The 23,227-nt window shown below is 64.8% G+C and carries 24 protein-coding genes and 1 tRNA gene; 8 read left to right on the forward strand and 17 right to left on the reverse strand.

Annotation, left to right across the window (positions count from 1 at the left end; all coding sequences use genetic code 11):
• The first annotated feature begins 52 nt into the window (after nt 1-52).
• Nucleotides 53-129 (forward strand) — tRNA-Met (locus LDN95_RS11520).
• A 236-nt stretch (nt 130-365) separates the two neighbouring features.
• Here LDN95_RS11520 and LDN95_RS11525 read toward each other — a convergent pair.
• The 4 genes from LDN95_RS11525 to LDN95_RS11540 all read right to left on the reverse strand — a co-directional run bounded on the left by LDN95_RS11525 (nt 366) and on the right by LDN95_RS11540 (nt 4,478).
• Complete coding sequence (locus LDN95_RS11525) at nt 366-884, reverse strand: YbjN domain-containing protein (protein ID WP_226017822.1); 519 nt, start codon at nt 882-884, stop codon at nt 366-368.
• Nucleotides 885-1,011: 127 nt separating this feature from the next.
• Nucleotides 1,012-2,850, reverse strand: coding sequence for a M2 family metallopeptidase (locus tag LDN95_RS11530; protein WP_226017823.1), 1,839 nt, complete (start codon nt 2,848-2,850; stop codon nt 1,012-1,014).
• Nucleotides 2,851-2,940: 90 nt separating this feature from the next.
• Nucleotides 2,941-3,699 (reverse strand): alpha/beta fold hydrolase, encoded by a 759-nt coding sequence (locus tag LDN95_RS11535; RefSeq protein WP_226017824.1) that lies wholly within the window; start codon nt 3,697-3,699, stop codon nt 2,941-2,943.
• The gene (locus LDN95_RS11540) at nt 3,699-4,478 is read right to left on the reverse strand and encodes a sulfite exporter TauE/SafE family protein (RefSeq protein WP_226017825.1); all 780 of its coding nucleotides are present in this window, start codon (nt 4,476-4,478) and stop codon (nt 3,699-3,701) included. The genes LDN95_RS11535 and LDN95_RS11540 overlap by 1 nt, the downstream gene beginning before the upstream one ends.
• Nucleotides 4,479-4,723: 245 nt before the next feature.
• Here LDN95_RS11540 and LDN95_RS11545 point away from each other — a divergent pair, with 245 nt between their 5' ends.
• Nucleotides 4,724-5,407 (forward strand): hypothetical protein, encoded by a 684-nt coding sequence (locus LDN95_RS11545; protein ID WP_226017826.1) that lies wholly within the window; start codon nt 4,724-4,726, stop codon nt 5,405-5,407.
• A 202-nt stretch (nt 5,408-5,609) separates the two neighbouring features.
• On the opposite strand, the gene LDN95_RS11550 is transcribed toward LDN95_RS11545, so the two are convergent.
• From LDN95_RS11550 to LDN95_RS11595, 10 genes are all read right to left on the reverse strand, one after another.
• Nucleotides 5,610-6,635: an aspartate-semialdehyde dehydrogenase gene (locus LDN95_RS11550; protein ID WP_226017827.1), complete on the reverse strand. Its 1,026-nt coding sequence runs from the start codon at nt 6,633-6,635 to the stop codon at nt 5,610-5,612.
• 86 nt (nt 6,636-6,721) lie between these two features.
• Nucleotides 6,722-7,441 carry an MgtC/SapB family protein gene (locus LDN95_RS11555; RefSeq protein WP_226017828.1) on the reverse strand — a complete coding sequence of 240 codons (720 nt, stop codon included), beginning with the start codon at nt 7,439-7,441 and terminating at the stop codon, nt 6,722-6,724.
• Nucleotides 7,438-9,786 carry a S9 family peptidase gene (locus LDN95_RS11560; protein ID WP_226017829.1) on the reverse strand — a complete coding sequence of 783 codons (2,349 nt, stop codon included), beginning with the start codon at nt 9,784-9,786 and terminating at the stop codon, nt 7,438-7,440. The genes LDN95_RS11555 and LDN95_RS11560 overlap by 4 nt, the downstream gene beginning before the upstream one ends.
• A gap of 141 nt (nt 9,787-9,927) precedes the next feature.
• Entirely contained in the window at nt 9,928-10,308 is a 381-nt protein-coding gene (rplS, locus tag LDN95_RS11565; protein ID WP_226017830.1) for a 50S ribosomal protein L19, read from the reverse strand.
• A 2-nt stretch (nt 10,309-10,310) separates the two neighbouring features.
• Nucleotides 10,311-11,051, reverse strand: a complete 741-nt coding sequence (gene trmD, locus LDN95_RS11570) for a tRNA (guanosine(37)-N1)-methyltransferase TrmD (RefSeq protein ID WP_226017831.1) — start codon at nt 11,049-11,051, stop codon at nt 10,311-10,313.
• Nucleotides 11,048-11,404 carry a hypothetical protein gene (locus LDN95_RS11575; RefSeq protein ID WP_226017832.1) on the reverse strand — a complete coding sequence of 119 codons (357 nt, stop codon included), beginning with the start codon at nt 11,402-11,404 and terminating at the stop codon, nt 11,048-11,050. Before LDN95_RS11575 ends, trmD begins: the two co-directional genes overlap by 4 nt.
• Nucleotides 11,401-11,781 (reverse strand): type II toxin-antitoxin system VapC family toxin, encoded by a 381-nt coding sequence (locus tag LDN95_RS11580; protein ID WP_226017833.1) that lies wholly within the window; start codon nt 11,779-11,781, stop codon nt 11,401-11,403. Before LDN95_RS11580 ends, LDN95_RS11575 begins: the two co-directional genes overlap by 4 nt.
• Complete coding sequence (locus tag LDN95_RS11585; RefSeq protein ID WP_226017834.1) at nt 11,778-12,050, reverse strand: hypothetical protein; 273 nt, start codon at nt 12,048-12,050, stop codon at nt 11,778-11,780. The genes LDN95_RS11580 and LDN95_RS11585 overlap by 4 nt, the downstream gene beginning before the upstream one ends.
• Nucleotides 12,051-12,097: 47 nt before the next feature.
• Nucleotides 12,098-13,630, reverse strand: coding sequence for a serine hydrolase (locus LDN95_RS11590; RefSeq protein WP_226017835.1), 1,533 nt, complete (start codon nt 13,628-13,630; stop codon nt 12,098-12,100).
• A gap of 79 nt (nt 13,631-13,709) precedes the next feature.
• Nucleotides 13,710-14,633, reverse strand: a complete 924-nt coding sequence (locus LDN95_RS11595; protein WP_226017836.1) for a LysR substrate-binding domain-containing protein — start codon at nt 14,631-14,633, stop codon at nt 13,710-13,712.
• A 100-nt stretch (nt 14,634-14,733) separates the two neighbouring features.
• Between LDN95_RS11595 and LDN95_RS11600 the strand changes: the two genes are divergently transcribed.
• Nucleotides 14,734-14,952 (forward strand): hypothetical protein, encoded by a 219-nt coding sequence (locus tag LDN95_RS11600; RefSeq protein WP_226017837.1) that lies wholly within the window; start codon nt 14,734-14,736, stop codon nt 14,950-14,952.
• Here the strand turns inward: LDN95_RS11600 and rimM are convergent.
• The 3 genes from rimM to ffh are packed head-to-tail and all read right to left on the reverse strand — an operon-like array spanning nt 14,937 to nt 17,393.
• A complete protein-coding gene (gene rimM / locus LDN95_RS11605) occupies nt 14,937-15,428 on the reverse strand; it encodes a ribosome maturation factor RimM (RefSeq protein WP_226017838.1) in 492 nt (163 codons plus the stop codon). The two genes, LDN95_RS11600 and rimM, sit on opposite strands and share 16 nt — an antisense overlap.
• Before the next feature lie 11 nt (nt 15,429-15,439).
• Nucleotides 15,440-15,841: a 30S ribosomal protein S16 gene (rpsP, locus tag LDN95_RS11610; RefSeq protein WP_226017839.1), complete on the reverse strand. Its 402-nt coding sequence runs from the start codon at nt 15,839-15,841 to the stop codon at nt 15,440-15,442.
• 49 nt (nt 15,842-15,890) lie between these two features.
• Nucleotides 15,891-17,393 carry a signal recognition particle protein gene (gene ffh, locus LDN95_RS11615; protein WP_226017840.1) on the reverse strand — a complete coding sequence of 501 codons (1,503 nt, stop codon included), beginning with the start codon at nt 17,391-17,393 and terminating at the stop codon, nt 15,891-15,893.
• 420 nt (nt 17,394-17,813) lie between these two features.
• Between ffh and LDN95_RS11620 the strand changes: the two genes are divergently transcribed.
• The 5 genes from LDN95_RS11620 (at nt 17,814) to LDN95_RS11640 (ending at nt 23,227) form a co-directional block, all read left to right on the forward strand.
• Nucleotides 17,814-19,508 carry an EAL domain-containing protein gene (locus LDN95_RS11620; RefSeq protein WP_226017841.1) on the forward strand — a complete coding sequence of 565 codons (1,695 nt, stop codon included), beginning with the start codon at nt 17,814-17,816 and terminating at the stop codon, nt 19,506-19,508.
• 83 nt (nt 19,509-19,591) lie between these two features.
• On the forward strand, nt 19,592-20,413 hold the full coding sequence (gene dapF, locus LDN95_RS11625; protein WP_226017842.1) for a diaminopimelate epimerase: 822 nt from the start codon (nt 19,592-19,594) through the stop codon (nt 20,411-20,413).
• Entirely contained in the window at nt 20,410-21,618 is a 1,209-nt protein-coding gene (locus LDN95_RS11630) for a MiaB/RimO family radical SAM methylthiotransferase (protein ID WP_226017843.1), read from the forward strand. Before dapF ends, LDN95_RS11630 begins: the two co-directional genes overlap by 4 nt.
• A complete protein-coding gene (gene ftsY / locus LDN95_RS11635; protein WP_226017844.1) occupies nt 21,615-22,541 on the forward strand; it encodes a signal recognition particle-docking protein FtsY in 927 nt (308 codons plus the stop codon). The genes LDN95_RS11630 and ftsY overlap by 4 nt, the downstream gene beginning before the upstream one ends.
• Complete coding sequence (locus LDN95_RS11640; RefSeq protein WP_226017845.1) at nt 22,538-23,227, forward strand: inner membrane-spanning protein YciB; 690 nt, start codon at nt 22,538-22,540, stop codon at nt 23,225-23,227. Before ftsY ends, LDN95_RS11640 begins: the two co-directional genes overlap by 4 nt.

Genomic DNA, 23,227 nt, shown 5'->3' on the forward strand with positions numbered 1-23,227 from the left:
CTCGTCCGTTCTGCAGGGTCTGGCGCAGCGGCATGGCCGCAGCCTAAGGAATGGCGGAGTAGCTCAGCCGGTTAGAGCAGCGGAATCATAATCCGCGTGTCGGGGGTTCGAGTCCCTCCTCCGCTACCATCCCTGTCCGGAAAATGTCGGCGAGCGGTTCGGTCCGCGTCATCTCGCGTTTGCGGGATCAAGCGATTGGTTTCCCAATCCGCATTCGGCTGCGCGGGACAATAGGTTGAACCTGCAAGCGGCGCGGGGCTACCGAAAACTGCCTTTCGTGTTCCGCCCCAGACCTGCCCAAGCAGGTCGCGAACGCACTGCCGCATTGTTGCGGCAAGGCTCGGACTGCGACCTGACGGCCGCCATCAGCGCGAGGCGCTGGCCAGTCTCGGCTGGTGGCCGGGGGCGAACACTTGTCCACCGATGGTGTCGAGCGCCAGGCGATAGCTCTTGAGCACCAATCCGAACACTTGCGGATCGATCCCGCTGCCGGTGATCACGTCCCAAGTGACGCTGACCGTCTTGTCATCCGCCACCGATACCGCGCCGAAGCGGTTATCGCGCACGAAAGCGGCGGCTTGTGCTGCGCCAAACGGGCGTTCGGGCATGAATCCGGTGGCAAATTGCAGCGACTGGCAGGATTCGTGGGTGATTTCGTTGCAATCGTAGAACACGACTTGCGTCGACCAGCCACCGATGCTGGCCTGAATCAACGGATCGCCGCTTTCGTCATGGGTCAACGCCGCTTCATGTCCTGCTGCCTGCAAGGCGGCAACGATCCCCTCAGGGCGGCTTGCCGAAATCGAATCGGCGTATGCGGTCGCGGGCAACATCAGCGCAAAGGGCGCAATTGTCCGGAAAAGGGCGGAAATCGCCAACTTCATCCCGAGCATCCTCTCAACAGTTTTATTTATTGAGTGGATGCTCTCACAAATGAGTTGGGGGTGCAAGGCCGTAGATTCCGGCCCTGCACCCCCACTTTGGATTCACTCTTGTTGTGCAGTGCAGCGATTACCAGCCGCAGGAACGGCCCTTGTTCTGCGTTTCCAGCCACTTCTGCAATGGTGCGAAGTAACGGACCAGCGAAGCGCCGCTTATCTGGCGGCTACCGGTAAACGCTTCGAGCGCATCGGGCCACGGCTTTGACGCGCCCATGCTGAGCATCGCATCAAGCTTCTGACCCACCGCCTTGTTGCCATAGAAGCTGCAACGGTGCAGCGGCCCGGTCCATCCGGCCTGCTTGCACGCCGCTTCGTAGAACTGGAACTTGAGCACGCCCGCCAGGAAATAGCGGGTGTAGGGCACCACCGCCGGCACATGGAACTTGGCGCCGGGATCGAAGGCATCGGCACCACGCTCGACCGGCGGCACGATGCCCTGATACTGGCGACGCAGATCGTTCCACGCGGCCTCATAGCCCTCGGGCTTGACCTTGCCGCTGAACACGCCCCAGCGCCAGCGATCGACCAGCAGGCCAAACGGCAGGAACGCCACCTGGTTGAGCGCCTGACGCAGCAGCAGACCGGTGTCCTTGTCCGGTCCCGGCACCTTGGCGCGATCGAGCAGGCCGATCTGGACGAGGTATTCGGGCGTGATCGACAGCGCCATGGTATCGCCGATCGCTTCGTGGAAGCCATCGTTGGCGCCTTCCATGTACCAGCGCGAAGGCTGGTTGCTGTAGGCGCGCTGATAGTAGTTGTGGCCCAGTTCGTGGTGGATCGTCACGAAGTCGTCGGAATTGACCTTGGTGCACATCTTGATGCGCAAGTCCGACTTGTTGTCGATATCCCAAGCCGAGGCGTGGCACACCACTTCGCGATCGCGCGGCTTGGTGATCTGCGCGCGTTCCCAGAAGGTTGCGGGCAACGGCGCAAAGCCGAGCGAGGAATAGAAGCCCTCGCCTGCCTTGACCATCTTGACCGGGTCATAGCCCTTGGCGGTCAAAAGATCGCCGATGTCATAGCCAAGATCGCCCGCACCGGCCGGAGCCACCACGTCATAGATGTTGCCCCAGCTCTGCCCCCACATGTTGCCAAGCAAGTCACCACGGATCGGGCCGGACTTGCCCTGCACGGCATCGCCGTACTTCGCGTTCAGCTTTGCGCGGGTATAGCAGTGCAGTTGCAGGTACAGCGGCTTGACCTCGCCCCAGATCTTGTCGGTCAAGGTGGCGAAGGCATCCGGGTCCATGTCGTAGTTCGAACGCCACTGCGCCCCCACATCGGCAAAGCCCAGTTCGCGCGCGCCCTGATTGGCGATCTCGACCATGCGCACGTAGTCGGCCTTCATCGGCTTGCCGACGGCGTCGTGCCACGAAATCCACATCTCGCGCGTTTCATCGGGGTTGCGGCTGGTGCCCATCGCGGCCTCGATGTCGCTGCCGTTGATCGGCTGGCCCTTCAAAGTGCCCTTGCCCTTGCCGTAAAGGCCCTGAATGCGCGCCTGCAGCCGCGCGAATTCGGCGCCCAGGGCAGGATCGGCGGGCACCGGGCTGGTGATGCCGGTGCGGATCATCACCAGCTTTCGCTGCACTTCGGGCGAAAGACCGGGAACCTTTGCATAACCGGCCGCTTGCGTCGCCAGTTCGACCTGCAGCGCGCTCATCGCCGCGTTGGTATCGGCGGCCAGCGATTCGGTATCATCGGTTATGTAGGTTTCAGCGATCCATTCGTTGCGCCCGGCGATCACGGTCTGGTCGAAGTATGCCTTGTCAGCCTTGGCCAGCCAGGCATCGACCGTAGCGGGGGTGACAGGCGAAGAAGCTGGCCCTGTCGGGGCTGCATCGGCGGCAAAGGCGGGCTGGGCCAGCATGGCAAGGGCCAGCGCAAGCAGCGAAGCACGGGTGTTCATCGGGGGCATCCTCATGGCTCATGGCGGCGGGACGGCGCGAAGTCGGCCGTTCGCGGATGAACGCTCTGGTGCCGCGCCCGATACCTCAGGTCAAGCCGGACTGGTCAAGAACGAAACCAGTTCAGCCCCCATGGCGGGTTCGGTGACGCTGCTCATGTGCGTGCCAGGGATCGTGGCCCGGCGCGCATCGGGCAGCGCAGCGGCCAGCCGGTCGGCAGAACCGTTGTCGTTGTCCTTGTCACCGCACAGCACCAGCGTCGGCATCGTCAGCGCGCCAAGGTCGGCCGGATCGGTGTCAGCCATTGTCCCCAGCAGCAACCGCGCGGCCTGATGGTCGATCTTCATCGTCTTGAGGAACTGCTGCGCCATGTAGGCGGGATCGCCAACGCGGATCGTGCCGAAGCGGTCGATCACGTCGATGAAGAAATCCTGCCGCCCGGACCAGCCTGCCAGCCCTTCCAGCCCCATGCCCGCCAGCACCAGCCTGCGCGGACGCAAGCCTGCGACCACCCCGCGCGCAGACGTGCGCGAACCGAGCGAGAAGCCGACCAGATCGTAGTCATCAAGCGCAAGGCGATCGACCAGCGCTTCAAGGTCGCGGGCCAGGACGTCGGGCGGATAGGCGGCGGGATCGTGCGGCGCGGCGCTTTGCCCATGGACGCGCAGATCGGGCATCAGGCAGGCGAACCCGGCATTAGCCAACTGCGCGGCGGTGCCATACTTGATCCAGTTGACCTCTGCCGAGGAAAACAGCCCGTGCAGCAGAATTACAGGGCGTCCGGTGCCCAGCCGGTGCAGTGCCAACTGCGCGCCGCCGAAGCCTTCGTAGAATGTCGTCGATACCTGCATCAGCTCAGCAACTTGATCCCGGAGATGAACAGCACCGCCGCCAGTGCCGGGCGCAGGATATGATCGGGTGAGCGTGTCGACAACAGGCTTCCGGCAACCACACCGGGAACCGATCCGAGCAGCAGGCTGCCCAGCAACAGCAGATCGACATCGCCGATCACCCAGTGCCCCATGCCCGCCACCAGCGTCAGCGGCACGGCGTGGGCAATGTCGCTGCCGACGATGCGCGATACCCGCAGTGCCGGATAGAGCATCAACAGCGCCGTAACACCGATGGCCCCTGCCCCGACCGACGACATCGTCACCGCCACGCCCAGCGCCGCGCCAAGCGCGATCGTCGGGATCAGCGACTTGCCATCGTCCAGCCGCTCCTGCCGCTTGGCCAGCAGCGCCAGTTGCTTCTGGAACAAGGTGGCGAACGCGGTGACAATCAACATGCCGCCCAGGACGAGCAGCATCGTGTGGCTGGCTTCCTTCGGCGGCTTGCCGAATTGCGAGATCGCCAGCAGCGTGATCACCGCCGCTGGCACGCTGCCCGAAGCCAACCTGCGCACGATCTTCCAGTCGACAGTCGCCTTCCAGCCGTGGACCAGCGACCCTGCGATCTTGGTGGACGAGGCAAACAACAGGTCGGTGCCTACCGCCGTCGTCGGGTTGACGCCGAACAACAGCACGAGCAGTGGCGTCATCAGCGAGCCACCGCCAACGCCGGTCAGGCCGACCAGAAAGCCGACGAGCAGACCGGCAACCGCGTGCAGAATGTCGAAATGCTCGGGCATCGTTGTTCCTGTCTGGGCGCCCGCGACGTGCGGTACCGGTATTCCCACGGCATCGGCTTACTGGCCAGCGCCATGCCAAGGCAACCTCCCCACGCACAATCTCTATTTTTGAACTTGGGATTCTTTCTTTCAATGCGCGGGGCAGCCGCATCAGACACATTTTTTCCACTTGGCCGGAACCGGACACGGGCTGCGGCGTATCTGAGCGAGGACACAGGGGGCTGTTCCGCCCCCGGAGACACCAAATGACGCACTCCAAGACCCTTGCCGCGCTGCTGGCCGCAGGTGCGATGACGCTGGCTCTTGCCAGCCCCGCGCAGGCCGCAGGCAAGGCAGAGCGCGCGCGTCAGGCGATCGCGGCGGCTCATGCCAAAATCGACACCGCCAACCAGCTTGGCACCGCCGAAGTCCAGCCGGGCGAGACCGCGCGGGCCAAGGCCAGCCTTGCCAAGGCCGAGGAAGACCTTGCCGCCGGTCGCAAGGAAGATGCGATTGCCGAGGCGATCGAGGCCAGCCGACTGGCCGATACCGCGATCGGCACGCTGCAAAAGCATGACGCCATCGCCAAGGTCCGCAGCGAAAACGCGGTCGATGCAGCGCATCAGGAAGCCACCGCAGCAACGGCACGGGCAAGCGTTGCCGAAGCTTCTGCCGCCTCATCCGCCGCAGACGCCGCAACAGCACGCGACGCCGCCACGGCCGCAGCCATCAGTGCTGCTGCCACACCCCCTGCGCCTGCAAAGATCGAGACGGTGGTCACCACGCAAAGCAACACCGCGCCGGTTGCCGCTGCCAGCGTGACCACCACGGCCGTCCACAAGACCAAGGCCAAGGTCAAGGTCACTCACCACAGGATCGTCCACCGCAAGTCGGCACACAAGCCGGCAGCAGCCGCCACCACCACGACAACAACGACGATCACCCCATGAACAACTGACCAGTTTGCCCGCGCGTCGGCCCCAGTCCCTCCCTTTGGTGGGGACGGCGCGCAGAACTCACCGCGTTTCCTCCCCCGCCCCCACCCCCCAAGGAAACGCGGCAGCCCCGGCATCATGTATGCCGGGGCTGACTTTTTTGCCTTAAATGGGGCGGGATTTGCCGACAGGGAAAGCCCCGCCGGGAACCGTCGGATCAGCCCTTCTTGAGATGGCGACGGCCGAGCAACTCGGCGATCTGCACGGCGTTGAGTGCCGCACCCTTGCGCAAGTTGTCGGACACGCACCACAGCGCCAGTCCGTTCTCGACGGTCGGGTCTTCGCGCACGCGCGACACATACGTGGCGAAATCGCCAACGCATTCGATCGGCGTGACGTATCCACCGTCCTCGCGCTTGTCGACAAGCATCACGCCGGGCGCTTCACGCAGGACGTTCTGCGCTTCGATCGCACTGATCTCGTTCTCGAACTCGACATGCAGCGCTTCGGAATGGCCGACGAACACCGGCACGCGCACGCAAGTGGCCACGACCTTGATCTTGGGATCGAGGATCTTCTTGGTTTCGACCACCATCTTCCATTCTTCCTTGGTGAAGCCGTCATCCAGGAAGGTGTCGATGTGCGGGATCACGTTGAACGCGATCTGCTTGGTGAACTTGCGCGGCGCCACCGGGTCGCCGACGAAGATCGCGCGGCTCTGCTCGAACAGTTCGTCCATGCCTTCCTTGCCCGCGCCCGACACGGACTGATAGGTCGACACGACGACGCGCGTGATCGTGGCCTTGTCGTGCAAGGGCTTGAGCGCGACGACCATCTGCGCGGTCGAGCAATTGGGGTTGGCGATGATGTTCTTGCGCTTGTAGCCATCGATCGCGTCGGGGTTCACTTCGGGCACGATCAGCGGCACGTCGGGGTCCATGCGGTACAGCGACGAGTTGTCGATCACCACGCAACCGGCCGCAGCAGCCTTGGGCGCATAGATCGCGGTCGGGCCAGAGCCTGCGGCGAACAGCGCGATATCCCAGCCGGTGAAGTCGAAATGCTCGATGTTCTTGACCTTGACCATGCGGCCGGTCTCACCGAACTCGATCTCGACACCTTGCGAGCGGGCCGAAGCGACCGCCGCCAGCTCGTCGATCGGGAATTCCCGCTCGGCCAGGATGTTGAGCATTTCGCGCCCGACATTGCCGGTCGCGCCGACCACTACCACCCGGTAACCCATTGCAACTACTCCTGTTCAATCGCTTGCAGGCCCAGCGGCCCGAAATTTGCGGTATTCAAATCGGATTTGTCGAACGCCTCACCCCATCAATCCCGCGCGGCTGAGCGCCAGGTGGCATAAAGCACGGTATCATTGGCACCCAACGCATCGACGAACTGGTCGAGTTCATCGCTGTCGACGTTGGTGACCATCAAATGCGCATCGATTTCGACCTTGCCGCCTGCTTGTTCGCGCGTGGTGATTTCCGCAACCGGCAATTTGGCCTCGGCAAGGCGTTCTTCAAGCATGTCGGCCAGCGCGCCTGCATGCCCCTGCCCGACGATGGTGACGGTATAGCTCGCCTCGAGCACCCGCCCGGCCACCGGAATGCGGTTGATCACGTCGACCAGCGGGCGCAGGATCGTGTTGGCCCCCAGCACGCAGGCGGTCAGCAGCGCAGCTTCGGCCAGCAGATCGCTGCCCGCGATCGCCCCCACCGCGGCCGAGCACCACAGCGTCGCAGCCGTGTTCAGCCCGCGCACGTTGGTGCCTTCCTTCATGATCACCCCCGCGCCGAGGAACCCTATCCCCGAGACGACATAGGCGATCACCCGGATCGATTCGACATCGCCACCAAGCCTGCGGCCAAGGTCGACGAACGCCGATGCGCCGATGGCCACCAGCGCATTGGTTCGCAACCCCGCCGTGCGCTGGCGGTATTGCCGTTCAGCACCGATCAGGGTGCCAAACGCGAACGCCGCCAGATAGGACACGACCGTATCGGCGAACGATGCCGCCTGAAAGGTTTCGAACAGGCGTAAGGTCATCCCCCGCCACCTTGGCCCGGAGCCCTGCCGCCACCCGGCACACCATGCGCATCCAGAAAGCGGAACACGGTTTCATACAGATGTTTGCTGATCTTCGGCCCACCGATGGCATGGGTCTGGCCGGGATAGAGCATCATCTCGAAAGGCACCGCTTCTGCCTGCAACTTGGCGATGAGCGCGGTCGAGTTGTCGAACACCACGTTGTCATCGCTCATTCCATGGATCAGCAGCAGCGGATCGGCGATCTTGCCGGCATCAGCCAGCGCGCCCGACTTGGCATAGACCTCTGGCACCTGGCGCGGATCGCCCAGATAACGCTCGGTGTAAGTCGTGTCGTACAAGTCCCACTTCGTCACCGGCGCCACCGCGATCCCGGCGGCAACCGCCCCGGGCCGCGCCTCCAGCATCTTGAGCGTCATGTATCCGCCATAGGACCAGCCGAACGTCGCCACTCGCGCCGGATCGACGAACGGCAATTTCTTGAGATAGTCGATCCCGGCCAGTTGGTCCGCCACCTCGACAGTGCCCATCGCGTGCCAGATCTGGCTTTCGAAGGCGGTGCCGCGATTGTCCGAACCGCGATTGTCGATGGCAAACCAGATGTAGCCTTTGTCCACCACCGCCTGCGGCAGCGGCCCGTGCCAGGCGCGCTTGACCACCTGCATGTGCGGCCCGCCGTAATGATAGGTGAACACCGGATAGCGCTTGCCCGGCTCAAGCGGCGGCGTCAGCATCATCCAGTGCAGATCGCTGCCGTCCGCCGCCTTGATCGTGCCGTACTGCGCGCGGACGTGCCCGGCCATGTAGGGCGCATAGGGATGTTCGCCCTCGACGCGGTTTTCCTCAATCCACGCCACGCGCTTGCCCGCGACATCGGCCAGATAGCTTTGCGGCGGTTGCGTGTCGGAACTGCGCGTCACGATCATCGCCTGCGCCTTGGCATCCATCGTCGCCGCGTTGTCAAAGCCTGCGTCGGTCAGCCGCTCCACTTGCTCGGGATGCGCCAGATCAAGCGCATAGACCTGACCGGTCAGCGGATCGTCGCGGTTGGCGGCAAAGAACACGCGACCCGCCTTTTGGTCGACGCCGACCAGCGCGATCACTTCCCAAGCGCCACGGGTCAATTGCTGCCATTTGCCCTTGGCAAAGCGGTAAAGGTGGCCGTGCCGGTCGCGCTCGGACCACCACACCAGGCTGCCGTCCTTCAGGAAGCGATAGCTGTGCGACAGGTTGATCCAGTTGCGCGGCCCCGCCTTTTCGCTGAACAGCACATGCGATGCGCCCGTGGCCGGATCGACCGCCAGCATGTCGAGCTGCGTCTGCGCCCGGTTCAGCCGCTGGACGTAAAGCGTGGCCCCATCGGGCGCCCAGTCGACACGGGCGAGGTAGATGTCCTTGTCAGGGCCCAGATCGACCTGCACTTTGCCGCTGCCATCGGCCTTGACCACCCACAGTGAGGCCTCGACATTGGCCGTGCCCGCAGCCGGATAGCGTTGCTGATACGTCGATGTGCCCGCCCCGCCGATCGACGTGCGGGTGACCACGCCGACTTGCGCTTCGTCAAAGCGTTCGACCGCCAGCCGCGTCTCGTCCGGGGCCCACCAGAAGCCGACCTGCCGGTCCATTTCCTCTTGCGCGGCGAACTCGGCCTCGCCCCAATGCACGGTCTCGCTCGCCTCGACCGGGGTGATCGGCTGCGCCGGTGCATCGAGCGGACCGACCCACAGCCGCCGGTCGCGGACATAGGCGATGCGCCCGCCCTTTGGCCCCAGCGCGGGATTGAGCACGCCGCCATCGGTACCCGGAACCGCGCTTGCGCCGGGAATGGCACTGGCCTTGCCATCAAGCCCGGCCAGGAACAGCTCGCCATCCAGCGGCACCAGCACCGACTTGCCGTCGGCCGCCCAATCGTACGACACGATGCCCTTCAGGTCGCCGATGCGCTGGCGTTCGCGCTGCATCTTCTCGGCCTCGGACAGCGCCCGTCCGCTCGACAGCGCCTTGGAATCGACCAGCATGCGCCAGTTGCCCGCCTGCCGGTCAAAGCCCCACAGATCATAGCGCTCGCGCTCGTCCGCTCGGTTGCGCAACTGGGTCAACCAGGTGCCATCGGGCGAAAGCCGCACACCGCGCGGGCTGGACCCGTTGATCGCCGGGCTGGCGAAGACGCGCTCGAGCGACAAGGCAGTGGTCGCTTGGGGGGCATGGGGCTGAGGCACGGCCTGATCCTTCGCTGGGGCACCGGACGGCCCGGTGGTCTGCGGTTCAGCGCAAAGCCGCGAAGGCACGAGCGCGGGCATAGTCAGCAGCAGGGCCGCTGTCAGGAAGCGGTGGGGCGTTCGCATGCGCGGGCTCCGTAGTGGCTGGGATCGGGACAGCAGGGAGGAGGATGGCGGGCAGCAAAAAGGGCGCCCTGGCTGGCTGCCAGGACGCCCTTCTGTACGGTTTGACCCGTCTTGTCGGCGGTGGGCTTGTGCCCGTCCTGATCAACCAGCCTTATCGGTCTTGGTAATCTTGCGCTCGGCAATACGCGCCGATTTGCCGGTACGACCACGCAGGTAGTACAGCTTGGCACGACGCACGACGCCGCGGCGAACCACGGTGATCGAATCGATGTTCGGCGAATACAGCGGGAACACGCGCTCCACGCCTTCACCGAACGACATCTTGCGCACGGTGAAGTTGGAACCCAGACCACGGTTCGAACGCGCGATAACCACGCCTTCGTAGGCCTGAACGCGGGTGCGCTCGCCTTCGACCACGCGCACGCCAACGCGCACGGTGTCGCCCGCACGGAAGTCGGGGATTTCCTTCTTCGCCTTGTATTCGGCGATGGCTTCAGCTTCAAGCTGCTGAATCAGGTTCATTTTCAATCGTCCTGCACGTCTCGTTGCGCGCCAGAGGCAGACTGGACCCGAACGCCGGTGTGGCGCTCCCAAAGGTCCGGCCTGCGTGACCGGGTATCGACTTCCGAACGGCGTTTCCGCCACTCCGCGATTTTTCCATGATCCCCCGATCGCAACACTTCAGGGATCAATCGCCCTTCCCACTCAGCGGGTCGGGTGTAGTGGGGATATTCCAGCAAGCCGTTCTCGAACGACTCTTCGGTCCCACTTGAAGCCGCGCCCATTACGCCGGGAAGCAGGCGAATGCAAGCATCCAGCAACATCAGCGCCGCACATTCCCCGCCCGACAGCACGATGTCGCCCACCGACACTTCCTCGACCTGCCGGCCCTCGAAGATGCGCTCGTCAAATCCTTCGAACCGCCCGCATAGCACGATCACGCCGGGGCCAGCCGCCAGCTCGCGCACCCGCTGCTGCGTCAGCGGACGCCCGCGCGGAGTCATCGCGATGACGGGGCGATCTGCGAGGTTCTGGCGCGCAAAATCCACCGCCTTGGCCAGCACGTCGACGCGCAGCACCATCCCCGCGCCGCCGCCTGCGGGCGTGTCGTCCACGGTACGGTGCTTGTCGATCGCGAAGTCGCGGATCTGCACCGCATCCATCGACCACTTGCCCTGCTCCAGCGCACGGCCCGCCAAGCTGACGCCAAGGGGGCCGGGAAACATTTCAGGGTACAAGGTGAGGACGGTTGCAGTGAAGGTCATTCTGAAGGTGCTGCCAAGCTGGATTTGATCGGGCGACGAGCCAGAGCTAAACCGGCTCGCGCTGTCAATGAACCAATCACGGCAAACAAACCAGCAAGCACGAGCCAGATGGTGCTGAGATCAGCGTTGAACGAGCAGGCGTCGATGCCGCATTGTTCCGTCTGCGTCAGCAGCGCTTCACTATAAATGTAAACGCAAAACATGCCGAGAAGGGCTGGCGCCGGAATACAGGACCAACCCACAATTTTGATAGATGACCAGGCAGGCTTCCCTAAGCCGAGGCCATAGCCTGCTGCGGCTGGCCATATGCACACGATCACAAAAATCATCATTGGAACGATCAGAGCACTCATCCCACCGTCCAATTCTCGACCTTCAACCCCTGCACATCGGCGAAATCGGCTTCATTGTTCGTCACCACCGTTGCGCCGATGCTGAGCGCATGGGCCGCAAGCAGACGGTCGAAGCGGGCGTGCTTGAAAGGCAGGCGGGCGTATTCTCGCGCGGCGGCCTCGTCAAAGGGCAGGATCGGCACGACCGATACGAAATCCTCGATGACGTCGCGATCAGGCGGATGGCCGAGGTTCACTCCCATCACGATCTCGGCGAAGCATACTGCTGAAATACCCACCTCACCCGGATCGCACTCCGCCAGCCGCCCTCGCAGAGCGGGGTGGGTTCCAAGCATGGCGTAGATCGAACAATCGGTATCGAGCAGATATGCAATCATTTGGTCGCATTCGCCGCGCGCGCGGCGATGGTGCTGGGTCGTTCATCGAAATCGCGCCGTCCGGGAACCTTCAGCCCCTTCGCCTTGCCCCAGAACTTACTGACGTCGAGCTTTGCCTTCGCCTGTGGCTTGGGGCGGATCAGCAAGTCGCCGCTGTCATCCCGAGCGACGATCCACTCCTGATCGGGCTCCACCCCGAGCGCCGCCGGGATGCGAATGGCGACCGAGTTGCCCGACTTGAAGCTCTTGGCTATGTATTCCCGACCCATGACGGACTCCGTATATACATCGCGTATATACACTACGCGCGTTCACTTCAATCCTTCCCCTCCACCGCAAAGCGCAGCGCCTGCACCGTCACCGGCCGCGTCGGTGCGAGCAGCAGTTCACCATGCACCGTGCCGCTGGAACAGACCCATGTGAACGCGCCCGTCAGCGCCCCGCCCGGCACGATCGGCGCGGCAGTGTCGCACGTGCCCGCCTTCGCCTTCGCCTCGGCCAGAGCCTTGCTCCAGTTGGCCTCGGTGCGGTCCATGGCGAAGTTCATCGCAACCTTGCCCGCCAGCGGGGCCACGCCGCCTTGCGCCCACACGGTGCGGGTCAGCCCATAGAACGCGGCGAGATCGCTTGAGACGGGCACCGCAGGCCGCTTGACGAGCCCTTTGGCCAGCAACAGCGCCGCTGTGTCCCACGTCGCGGGGGACGGACCGGAATAAGTGCGGTTGGTCAGCGCGAACAGGCCGACGCCGAACTCGGGCAGCAGCAGAACGTGGCTGCCATAGCCGGGAAAGCCGCCACCGTGGTTCATGGTGAGGCCGAACTCGCAATCCTGCACCACGCGCCAGCCCATGCCATAGGCGAGCGCGCCGGGACACGCCGCTCCGCCGCTCGATCCGGGCCGGTGGTTGACCGACTGGAAGTTCAGCCCTTGCGCCACTTGCCGCACGGTGGCGCGCCTGACCGGGCCGGTATCGGCTCCATCGCGCGGCGGCCATGCCGACAGCACGAAGCCGACCCATTTGGCATAATCGGTGGCGCTCACCTCAAGCCCGCCCATCGCGTTGAACGCGCCGTCCTTCATCGTCGGCTCCAGCGCCCAAGCATCGTTTTCCCAGCGGTAGCCGATGGCGCGCTTGTCTTGCGGGTGAGCGAACACGTCAAACCCGCTGGCAGTCATCCCCAGCGGGCCGAGCAGCGTCTTGCCGACGTAATCGGTATAGGGCGCGCCAGTAACGTTGGCGATCACCCGGCCAAGGATGGCAAAGCCAAGGTTCGAATATTCGTAACTCATTTCGGGCGCACGGGTGAACGGCACGCCGGCGGCAAGCAGTTTGGTGAAGTCCTCCTGCGGCAGCACCTGCTGGCGATCGCCCCACGGGTCGTCGGTCACGAACCCGCCCACGTGGTGGAGCAGATCGCCGACGGTGATCTTCGGGCTGTCGGTGGTGGGATACGTCCAGCCGCGCATTTCGGGCACGTACTTTTCCGCCGGATCGTCGAGCGCCAGCAGCCCCTTGTCGCGCAAGCTCAGGATCGACAGCGCGGTGAAGGCCTTGGTCATCGAGGCGATGCGGAACAGGCTGTCGGGTGTGACCGGGCGCCTGGTCGTCAAATCCTGTACGCCCAGCCCCTTGACCAGCACCAGGTTCCCGCCGCTGACCAAGCCATAGACCATGCCCGGCACGTGGTTTTCGGCCATCCACTTGGTGAAGATCGCGTCGATCTCGGGCGTGGCAGCATGGAGCGCGGCGGGAGCGACGGCGACCGGCTCCACCGCAGCTTGCGCCTGCACCACAGTTGGCGCGACTATCGCGGCCAGAAGCAGCATTCCACCTGTCAACGCACGCATCATCCATCCTCCGCCCATTCGATTGTGATGTATTGTGGCGGACCGAAGCGCGCTTGCCCAGCAGCGCGCGGCATCCTTTTCACGCAGGCTCGATCCAGGCTTCGGGCGGAGCGGCGCCGCGCGCACGCTCGGTCGCGAGTTCGGCGAACAACCATTCGCGGAAACGTTCGATCTTGCGCACCGCGCTGCGCCCTTCGGGCCGGACCAACCACAGCGAACCGGACGAGAAGTGGCAGGTCGGGAACGGCTGGACCAGCCGTCCCGAAGCGATCTCGTCGCGCCAGAACATCGGGGTCATCAGCGCGATGCCGAAACCGGCACCGGCCAGCCGCGCCTCTTCGACCTGACTGTCGAGCGCGATGCCCGATTGCGTTGCGGCCGGCGCGGCCACGCCCGACGCCTTGAACCAGCCCGCCCACCATTTGTCTTCGGGTGCAAGCCGCTGCACCCGCAACAGATCCTCGGGCCGCTCGATGGCATGGGCGCGCACGAACTCGGGCGAGCAGATCGGCGTGACATGATAGCGCATCAGGAATTCGCGGGTCACGCCGGGCCACGGCCCCACGCCAGAGCGGATCGCCACATCAATGCCATCCCGGTCGAAATCGGCCAGATTGCTGCTGGTGACCAGCCGCAGCGCCAGATCGGGCATGGCAAGCTGAAACCGGCCGATCCGCATGGCCAGCCAGGTGCCCCCGAACGAAGGGATCGTGCTGATCGCCAGCACGCCGCTGTCGTCGGCGCGCAACCCGGCAAAGGCCGTGGCCAGATCGTTCAGCGCTGCCGACACCGCTGGCGCCAGGCGCCGTCCCGCATCGGACAGGCGCACGCGGCCACGTTCGCGCATGAACAGCGCCTGGCCGACGCGATCTTCCAATTGACGCACCTGATAGCTGACGGCTGCCTGTGTCATGCCCAGCTCTTCGGCGGCGCGCGAAAAGTTTTCTAACCTTGCCGCAGCTTCGAACACGCGCACGGCTGAGAGAGGCGGCAGGGTGGGCATGCCCGAATGATAAGGCAGCCTTATACCCTTGGCCAGTCGTTTTGTTGGCCGGAACGCGCGAATCACGGCATCATTGCGCCATCAATCCCGGAGACACACGATGATGGATGAAGCCTGGACCCGCCACTGGGTCGCAGCGCGCGACGCTGCACGCGTCGCCCGCGCCGAACACCTTGCCGAGGCTGCCCGCAAGGGGACGCCCGCTCCATCGCTATGGGGTGATTTGCGCGCGTTGGTGCGCGATCTGATCAATCCGCCGACAAGCCGCCAGCCCAAGCCCGCGTGCGGCGAGCCGGAAAACTGTCAGTCTGCAGCGTAAGCCGCTTCGACGATCAGTCGTTCATCATTCCAGTCGGGCACGGCTTCGGGGCGCATCGGCACCATGAAGCGTTTGCCATCGGGCTTGCGGATCTCGATCACGTCGCCCGCTCCGAAGTTGTCGACCGCGATGCATTCGCCCAGCACCTCGGCCGTGGTGGAGATCACTGGCAGGCCGATCAGGTCGGCGTGATAGTACTCGCCCTCGGCCAGGGCAGGCAAAGCAGAGCGCGGCACGGTCAAGGCCGTGCCGCGCAATTTTTCGGCCGCCGTGCGGTCGGGCACTTCGGCAAAGCGGGCGATCGCGCCGCCCTTGCCGTCATCGCGCAACGACTGCACGGTCAGGGTGCCGTCGTTGAACGCGCGATAACGCTTCAACGCCGACACCCCTTCGCCAAACAGCTTGAGCCGCACGTCGCCGCCCACGCCATGCGCGCCGGATATGGCCGCCAGCGTGACCGGACGATCGTGCGCCACCTTCAAAAGCCTCAGGCTTCGGCGGTGGCGGCAGCTTCGGCGGGTGCCGCTGCTTCGGCAGCAGCTTCAGCGGCCGCAGCAGCCTTGGCAGCCTTGTCCTCGGCGCGTTCCTTGGCCTTCTTGCCGGGCACGCCAGCGTTCGGGTTGTAGGTTACGGCGCGTTCCTTGATCCCGGCCTTGTCGAGCAGACGGGCAACGCGGTCGGTCGGCTGTGCGCCGACGCCCAGCCAGTAGCGGACGCGGTCTTCGACCAGACGCACGCGATCGGTGGCGTCCTTGGCGAGCAGCGGGTTGTAGGTGCCAACCTGTTCCAGATACTTGCCGTCACGCGGAGCGCGGCTGTTGGACACGACGATCTTGTAATAAGGGCGCTTCTTGGAACCGCCGCGCGACAGACGCAGAGAAACAGACATCAAACGTACCTTTCTGTAAATATTTCAAAACCAAACCAATATTCAAAAATCACTTGCGCTTGAGCAGGTCGCCCAGATTGGACGGCATGCCGCCGCCCAGACCCGGCAGCGAACCAAGCCCGCCGCCTGCGCCGCCGCCCAGACCGCCCATGCCACCGCCAAGACCACCGGGCCCCATCTGCTGGTCCAGACCCGGCATCGCGCCGCCAAGGCCGCCCTTGCCGAACAGACCGGCCAGCCCCTTGAGCCCGCCCATCTTGCGGATTTGCTTCATGGCCTTGGCCATTTCCTGATGCATCTTGATCAGCTTGTTGACGTCCTGCACTTGCGTGCCCGAACCCTTGGCAATGCGGATCTTGCGCTTGGCGTTGAGCAGTTCGGGGCGCGTGCGCTCCTGCGGGGTCATCGAGCCGATGATGGCATCCATATGCAACAGCACCCGGTCATCCATCCCCGACTGCGCCATGGCCTGCTTGGCCTTTTTCATTCCCGGCATCAGCCCGGCGAGAGCGCCAAGGCCGCCCATCCGCTGCATCTGCTGCAACTGGGTGCGCAAGTCGGTCATGTCGAACTGGCCCTTGGCCATCCGCGCGGCGAGCTTTTCAGCCTCGTCCGCCTGAACCGTCGCCGCCGCCTTTTCGACGATGGAAACGATGTCGCCCATGCCCAGGATGCGACCGGCCACGCGCTCGGGATGGAACGGCTCGATCGCGTCGAGCTTTTCGCCGGTCCCGGCAAACTTGATCGGCTTGCCGGTGACCGCGCGCATCGACAGCGCCGCACCGCCGCGCGCATCGCCGTCCATCCGGGTCAGCACCACGCCGGTCAGATCGACCTGCCCGGCAAAATTCTGCGCAACGTTGACCGCGTCCTGCCCGGTCAGCGAATCGACCACCAGCAGCGTTTCGCGCGGGGTCGAGATGGCGGCGACCGCCTTCATCTCGTCCATCAGCGCCTGATCGACGTGCAGGCGACCTGCGGTATCGAGCATCAGCACGTCGACCGCCTGAAGCTTGGCCGCATTGAGCGCGCGCGTGGCGATCTCGACCGGGTGCTGCCCGACGATGATCGGCAGCGTGGCAACGCCGGCCTGCTCGCCAAGCACCTTCAACTGTTCCTGCGCCGCCGGACGATTGACGTCGAGCGAGGCCATCAGGACTTTCTTGCCCTGCTTTTCCTTCAGCAGCTTGGCGATCTTGGCGGTGCTGGTGGTCTTGCCCGAACCCTGCAGGCCGACCATCATGATCACCACCGGCGGGGTTGCCGCCAGATCAAGCTCGGCCGTGCCGCCGCCGAGCATTTCGATCAGCGCGTCGTTGACGATCTTGACGACCTGCTGCCCGGGTGTGACCGAGCGCAGCACCGACTGGCCGACCGCCTGTTCGGTCACGCCATCGACAAAGCGACGGACCACTGGCAGCGCGACGTCGGCTTCCAGCAGGGCGATGCGCACTTCGCGCATGGCCGCGCGCACGTCGTCTTCCTGCAGCGCACCGCGACCGCGCAGACGGTCAAAGACCCCGCTCAGCCGGTCGGAAAGACTGTCGAACACGCACGAACTCCTGCTACCTGCCAACTTCTGCCGCCCCGAAAGGGACCAAAACGCCGAAAACGCCGGTGGGCGAAACCTCGCCGACCAGCGTTTGGCGTCCATGACAGATGCCGACTGCTACGATGCCAGGCGGTGCACCCGATCAGGTGCCGAATCCGCATGACCCAGCGCGCTTAGACTCATCACCGCCAAAACGCAAGCTTGGCGGGCAACCCGCCGGCCAACGGACGCGCATCGCGACGCATTGGTGCCAAAATGGTGACGGTTTTGACTGATGACGCGCGATTTAACGAATCTTTCAGTGCAAGACCCTATGTCGAAAATACAGAAGCAGCGAAAGTCGTGGCCAAACCAATGCCTGATGGCCGATCCAAACACCGCACCATTGCTCCGCAAGCGATGCATCCTGCACTCAGTGTAGTGGAACGGGCTGCCCCCGGTCCTGACGTGGTGGGCATCGGCATCGTGATTGCAACGCTTATACTGTTCGTCGGCACCGGGTCGACAGTACTTACCCGCATTGTCCGCGGCTATCTGTACGGTGAAGCCAATGGCGATCTGCTGTTGGGTAACGCATTGATCCTGAACATCGCCTTGCTGATCTTGGGGTGGCGGCGCTATGCCGACCTCTCGCACGAAGTCTTGACCCGGCGCATTGCCGAGGCGGAAGCCCGCAAGCTGGCGCATACCGACGCGCTGACCGGTTGCCTCAATCGCCGCAGCATCGACGGGGCGATCGAGGCGCTGGCCCACCACGCCGCCATGACCGGCAAGGAACTGGTCGTGGCCGTCATTGATCTTGACCGCTTCAAGCGGTCGAACGACGCGCACGGCCATCAGGTCGGCGATGCCCTGCTGGTGGAAACCGCGCGGCGGCTTGCCGGCTTGCTGCCTAAGGGTTCGTTGCTGGGCCGCATGGGTGGCGACGAATTCGTCACGGCCACGATCCTTGCCCCGGCAAGCGCGGCGGCGGGCGGCGCGGACACCAACGGGTCGGACCCGGATGAGCTGGGCAAAGCCATCGCCGAAGGCCTAGGGCAGCCGATCGACACGCACGGCATCAGGGTTCCGGTGTCCGCCTCGATCGGGTTGGCCCGCGCCATTCCCGAAAACGGCAAATCCGTTGCGCGGCTGGTGCAGGACTTGCTGCACCGCGCCGATCTGGCGATGTATCAGGCCAAGCGCAACGGCCGCGATCGCTTTTGCTGGTTCGATCCCACGATGGAAAACGAACTGCAGTATCGCGCCAATCTTGAACAGGCGCTGCGCGACGGGATCGCGCTGGGCGAGTTCGTGCCGTTCTACGAACGACAGGTCGACATCGAGAGCGGCGACCTGATCGGTTTCGAGATGCTGGCGCGGTGGCAATCGCCGGTCCACGGACTGGTGATGCCCGACGTGTTCATTCCGATCGCCGAGGATCTGGGTCTGATCGCCGAACTTTCCGAACGGCTGATCCGTCAGGCGCTGGCCGATGCGCGGTCGTGGCCGGATCATCTGGTACTGGCAGTCAACATCTCGCCGCGCCAGTTGCGCGATCCGTGGTTTTCGCAAAGATTGCTCAAGCTGTTGCTCGAAGCGGGCTTTCCGCCGTCGCGGCTGGATGTCGAGATCACCGAAAGCTGCCTGCACGAAAACATCGGGGTCGTCCGCACGCTGATCACCTCGCTGCGCAATCAGGGCGTCAAGATCTCGCTCGACGATTTCGGCACCGGCTATTCCAGCATCGCACAATTGCGCAGCCTGCCGTTCGACCGCATCAAGATCGACCGTAGCTTCGTGACAAGCATGGGCGACAACCGCGACAGCGACACGATCGTTTCGGCCATCGCCTCGCTGGGACAGGGGCTGGGCCTGCCGATCACTGCCGAGGGCGTGGAAACCGAACCGGTGCGGGCAATGCTGTGTCGCATGGGCCTGTTGCGCGGTCAGGGCTACCTTTACGGCACCCCGGTATGCGCTGCCGATGTGGGACGCGATCTTGTCGCCATGGGGTTTTCGCCGCCAGTTGCCGCACCGCTGCACGCCGCTTCAAGCAATGGCGTCATCGCCGACGAAAGCGCCAGCAACGATCACGCTGAAGGAAGCATCAGGACACGCGCCGCGCTCGGTTGAGCCACCGCTGGAACCTGTTTTCGCGACGGCGCCGCAGTGCACAGGCGGTTGCGGTTCGTCCTCAGGCCGCCTAGATCGCGGCGATGCCTATTCCCTTCCGCAAGATGCATGGCCTTGGCAACGATTTCGTGGTCATCGATGCCCGCGCCACGCCGCTATCCATGACCACGCGCCGCGCAGCAGCGCTGGCCGACCGGTACACCGGCATCGGTTGCGACCAGTTGATCGTGCTTGAACCGTCCGATCAGGCCGACGTGCGCATGCGCATCTTCAACACCGATGGCAGCGAAGTGGAAGCTTGCGGCAATGCCAGCCGCGCGGTCGGCCTGCTGCTGGCCGATGAGCGTGGTGGCAGCACGCGCATCGAAACGCTGGGCGGGTTGATCCACGCGCTGGCCACTGCTGAAGGGGTGACCGTCGACATGGGCGTGCCCCGGTTCGACTGGAAGGACATCCCCCTCGCCTATGCCATGGATACGCTGCACCTGCCGGTCGGCTGGGAAGACCTGAACGGCCCGGTTGCCGTCAACGTCGGCAACCCGCATGTGATCTTCTTCGTACCCGATGCCGATGCAATCGATCTTGCCCGGCTGGGGCCGCTGATCGAAAACGATCCGTTGTTCCCGGCGCGCATCAACGTCAACGTCGCCAGCCTGATCGGCCCCGACCACTTGCGCCTGCACGTATGGGAGCGCGGCGTCGGACTGACCCGCGCGTGCGGCACCGGCGCGTGCGCGACCGCGATCGGCGCGATGCGGCGCAAACTGGTGGGCCGCACAGTGCGCGTCGATCTGCCCGGCGGGCCGTTGAGCATCGCCTGGACCGCCGACGACCGCATTCTGATGACCGGCCCGGCGCAAACCAGCTTTGTCGGCAGCTTTGTGGATGCGGACTACCCGGCGTGAGCGATGCAGCCGCCTCCGATCGCGTGGTGACGCTGGGCTGTCGGCTGAATCTGGCCGAGAGCGAGGCGATCCGTGCCATGGTCGCCGGGGCAGAGCAGCAGACCGTCGTCGTCAATTCCTGCGCAGTGACCGCCGAAGCGGTGCGCCAGTCGCGGCGCGCGGTGCGGCGGCTGCGGCGCGACCACCCGGCTGCCCGGCTGGTGGTCACCGGATGCGCGGCAACGATCGACCCCACCGCCTTTGCCGCAATGGCCGAGGTCGATGCCGTGGTCACAAATCCAGCCAAGCTGACCCCGGCAAGCTGGCAGACCGATGGACCGGGCCGGGTACTTCCGACTTCCGCCACTGCCTCTGGGCGCCACACCCGCGCGTTCGTGCCGGTGCAGACCGGGTGCGATCATGCCTGCACCTTCTGCATCATCCCGCAGGGACGCGGCGCCAGTGTGTCGACCCCGATTGCGGACGTGCTGCGCACCGTGGAGCGCCATCTGGCGCTGGGCGTGGGCGAAGTGGTGCTGACCGGCGTCGACGTGACCGGCTGGGGCGCCGACTTGCCCGATGCGCCGCGCCTTGGCGCACTGGTCGCCGCGATCCTGCGCGAATTTCCGGGCCTTGACCGCCTGCGCCTGTCGTCGCTCGACGGGGTTGAGATCGACGAGGCGCTGTTCGAACTCGTCACCGCAGAGCCGCGCGTGATGCCCCACATCCACCTGTCGCTGCAGTCGGGTGACGATATGGTGCTCAAGCGGATGAGGCGCCGCCATTCGCGCGCGCAGGCGGTGGCGCTGGTCGAGCGGTTGAAGGCCAGACGACCGGAGATCGCCATCGGCGCAGACCTGATTGCGGGCTTTCCCACCGAAAGCGCCCAGATGCACGCCAACAATGTGGCGCTGGTGCGCGATTGCATGATCGTCCACGGCCACGTCTTTCCCTATTCCCCGCGCCCCGGCACCCCGGCCGCGCGGATGCCGCAAGTCGATCCGCCGCTTGTGCGCCAACGCGCCGCCGACGTACGCGCCGCCGTGGCCGATGAACGCGCGGGCTGGCTGCAATCGTTGCTGGGCAAACCGCGCAAGGTGCTTGCCGAACGCGACGGCACCGGCCATGCGCCGGACTTTGCCCCTTACCGCCTGCCGCCCGGTGCCGCGCCGGGCGCTGTGCTGACGATCACCCCCACCCGGATCAGCGAAGGATTGCTGGCATGAGTACCGAAAGCTGGTCCGAGCGCCTTCTCGGCGGCTTGCGCAAGACATCGGAGCGACTGGCCGGCAACCTCGCCGGGCTTGGTGGCACCACGCGCCTGACCGACGAACAGCTTGACGAGATCGAGGATGCGCTGATCCTGTCAGACCTCGGTCCGCGCGCGGCCGCCCGCATCTGCGAGCGGTTGCGCAGCGCCCGGTTCGACGAGGGACTGGACGACTTGCGCCTGCGCGAAGCGGTGGCCGACGAGATCGCCGCGATCCTGCGGCCGGTGGCCAAGCCGCTCGATATCGTCGCCTTCCCGCGCCCGCAGGTCATTCTGGTGATCGGGGTCAACGGTTCGGGCAAGACCACGACCATCGCCAAGCTGGCACACCTGTTTCAGGAACAGGACTATTCGGTGATGCTGGCGGCGGGTGATACCTTTCGCGCAGCCGCCATCGGCCAGTTGCAGGTCTGGGCCGACCGGCTGGGCATCGATGTCGTCACCGGACCCGAAGGCGGCGATCCCGCCTCGATCGTGTTCGACGCGGTCAAGCGCGCCACCGACACCGGCATCGACGTGCTGATCGTCGACACGGCAGGGCGCCTGCACAACAAACGCGAACTGATGGACGAACTGGCCAAGGTGCGCCGCGTGCTGGGTCGGCTGAACCCAGAAGCGCCGCACGACGTGGTGCTGGTGCTCGATGCCACCAATGGCCAGAACGCGCTGCAACAGATCGAGATTTTCCGCGAGGTAGCGGGTGTTTCGGGCCTGATCATGACCAAGCTCGACGGCACCGCGCGCGGCGGCGTGCTGGTGGCGGCGGCCGAGCAGTACGGCCTGCCGATCCATGCCATCGGCGTGGGTGAAAAGATCGACGACTTGCGCCCCTTCGACCCCGATCTGGTGGCCAAAGTCATTGCCGGAGTGTTCCAGTGAGCGAAGCCCAAGCACCTGCACCCGCCCCCGCTCCCGCCCCCGCTCCCGGCAGCCCCAAGCCCGGCGCATCGTGGATCAACCTTGCGGTCGATTACGGTCCGCTGCTGGTGTTCTTCGTCGCCTATCGCCTGTTCAGCCCAAAGGATGCGGGCGACGCAGGACTTGGCGCGGTGGTGGCGGTGACCAAGGGGACGGTCGCCTTCATGGCCGCCACGGTGCTGGCGCTGATCGTATCCAAGTGGCGGCTGGGCAAGATCTCGCCGATGCTGTGGCTGTCGTCCGCGCTGATCCTCGGCTTTGGCGCGTTGACCGTGTTTCTGGGCGATCCGTTCTGGATTCAGGTGAAGCCGACCGCAATCTACCTGGTGTTCGCCGCCGTGCTGTTCGGCGGGTTGTGGCGCGGCAAGGCAGTGCTGCGCACGCTGCTGCAAAGCGCGTTCGACGGCCTGTCCGACGAAGGCTGGATGAAACTGTCGCGGAACTGGGCGTTCTTCTTCCTGTTCCTCGCCGTGCTGAACGAAGTGCTGCGCCACACGCTCAGCTTTGACGGCTGGTTGCAGGCCAAGTTGTGGGGCGTCACCAGCCTGTCGTTCCTGTTCACATTCGCACAGATACCGATGCTGTTGCGCCATGGGCTGGGCGATGAAGCCAAGGCCGAAGTGGAAAGCGAAACGCCGCAGGGTTGA

Origin of the sequence: Novosphingobium sp. FKTRR1 (genome assembly GCF_020404405.1) — a bacterium.
In the GTDB taxonomy this organism is placed as follows: Bacteria; Pseudomonadota; Alphaproteobacteria; order Sphingomonadales; family Sphingomonadaceae; genus Novosphingobium.

What these genes read in the sequence shown, in the direction of transcription:
- trmD (WP_226017831.1), bottom strand. Translation starts at nt 11,051, where the DNA reads ATGACCTTCACTGCAACCGTCCTCACCTTGTACCCTGAAATGTTTCCC.
- LDN95_RS11540 (WP_226017825.1), bottom strand. Translation starts at nt 4,478, where the DNA reads ATGCCCGAGCATTTCGACATTCTGCACGCGGTTGCCGGTCTGCTCGTC.
- LDN95_RS11545 (WP_226017826.1), top strand. Translation starts at nt 4,724, where the DNA reads ATGACGCACTCCAAGACCCTTGCCGCGCTGCTGGCCGCAGGTGCGATG.
- LDN95_RS11600 (WP_226017837.1), top strand. Translation starts at nt 14,734, where the DNA reads ATGATGGATGAAGCCTGGACCCGCCACTGGGTCGCAGCGCGCGACGCT.
- rplS (WP_226017830.1), bottom strand. Translation starts at nt 10,308, where the DNA reads ATGAACCTGATTCAGCAGCTTGAAGCTGAAGCCATCGCCGAATACAAG.
- LDN95_RS11580 (WP_226017833.1), bottom strand. Translation starts at nt 11,781, where the DNA reads ATGATTGCATATCTGCTCGATACCGATTGTTCGATCTACGCCATGCTT.
- LDN95_RS11560 (WP_226017829.1), bottom strand. Translation starts at nt 9,786, where the DNA reads ATGCGAACGCCCCACCGCTTCCTGACAGCGGCCCTGCTGCTGACTATG.
- LDN95_RS11555 (WP_226017828.1), bottom strand. Translation starts at nt 7,441, where the DNA reads ATGACCTTACGCCTGTTCGAAACCTTTCAGGCGGCATCGTTCGCCGAT.
- LDN95_RS11585 (WP_226017834.1), bottom strand. Translation starts at nt 12,050, where the DNA reads ATGGGTCGGGAATACATAGCCAAGAGCTTCAAGTCGGGCAACTCGGTC.
- LDN95_RS11535 (WP_226017824.1), bottom strand. Translation starts at nt 3,699, where the DNA reads ATGCAGGTATCGACGACATTCTACGAAGGCTTCGGCGGCGCGCAGTTG.
- LDN95_RS11590 (WP_226017835.1), bottom strand. Translation starts at nt 13,630, where the DNA reads ATGCGTGCGTTGACAGGTGGAATGCTGCTTCTGGCCGCGATAGTCGCG.
- ftsY (WP_226017844.1), top strand. Translation starts at nt 21,615, where the DNA reads ATGAGTACCGAAAGCTGGTCCGAGCGCCTTCTCGGCGGCTTGCGCAAG.
- LDN95_RS11530 (WP_226017823.1), bottom strand. Translation starts at nt 2,850, where the DNA reads ATGAACACCCGTGCTTCGCTGCTTGCGCTGGCCCTTGCCATGCTGGCC.
- LDN95_RS11575 (WP_226017832.1), bottom strand. Translation starts at nt 11,404, where the DNA reads ATGAGTGCTCTGATCGTTCCAATGATGATTTTTGTGATCGTGTGCATA.
- LDN95_RS11525 (WP_226017822.1), bottom strand. Translation starts at nt 884, where the DNA reads ATGAAGTTGGCGATTTCCGCCCTTTTCCGGACAATTGCGCCCTTTGCG.
- LDN95_RS11550 (WP_226017827.1), bottom strand. Translation starts at nt 6,635, where the DNA reads ATGGGTTACCGGGTGGTAGTGGTCGGCGCGACCGGCAATGTCGGGCGC.
- dapF (WP_226017842.1), top strand. Translation starts at nt 19,592, where the DNA reads ATGCCTATTCCCTTCCGCAAGATGCATGGCCTTGGCAACGATTTCGTG.
- LDN95_RS11595 (WP_226017836.1), bottom strand. Translation starts at nt 14,633, where the DNA reads ATGCCCACCCTGCCGCCTCTCTCAGCCGTGCGCGTGTTCGAAGCTGCG.
- rpsP (WP_226017839.1), bottom strand. Translation starts at nt 15,841, where the DNA reads ATGTCTGTTTCTCTGCGTCTGTCGCGCGGCGGTTCCAAGAAGCGCCCT.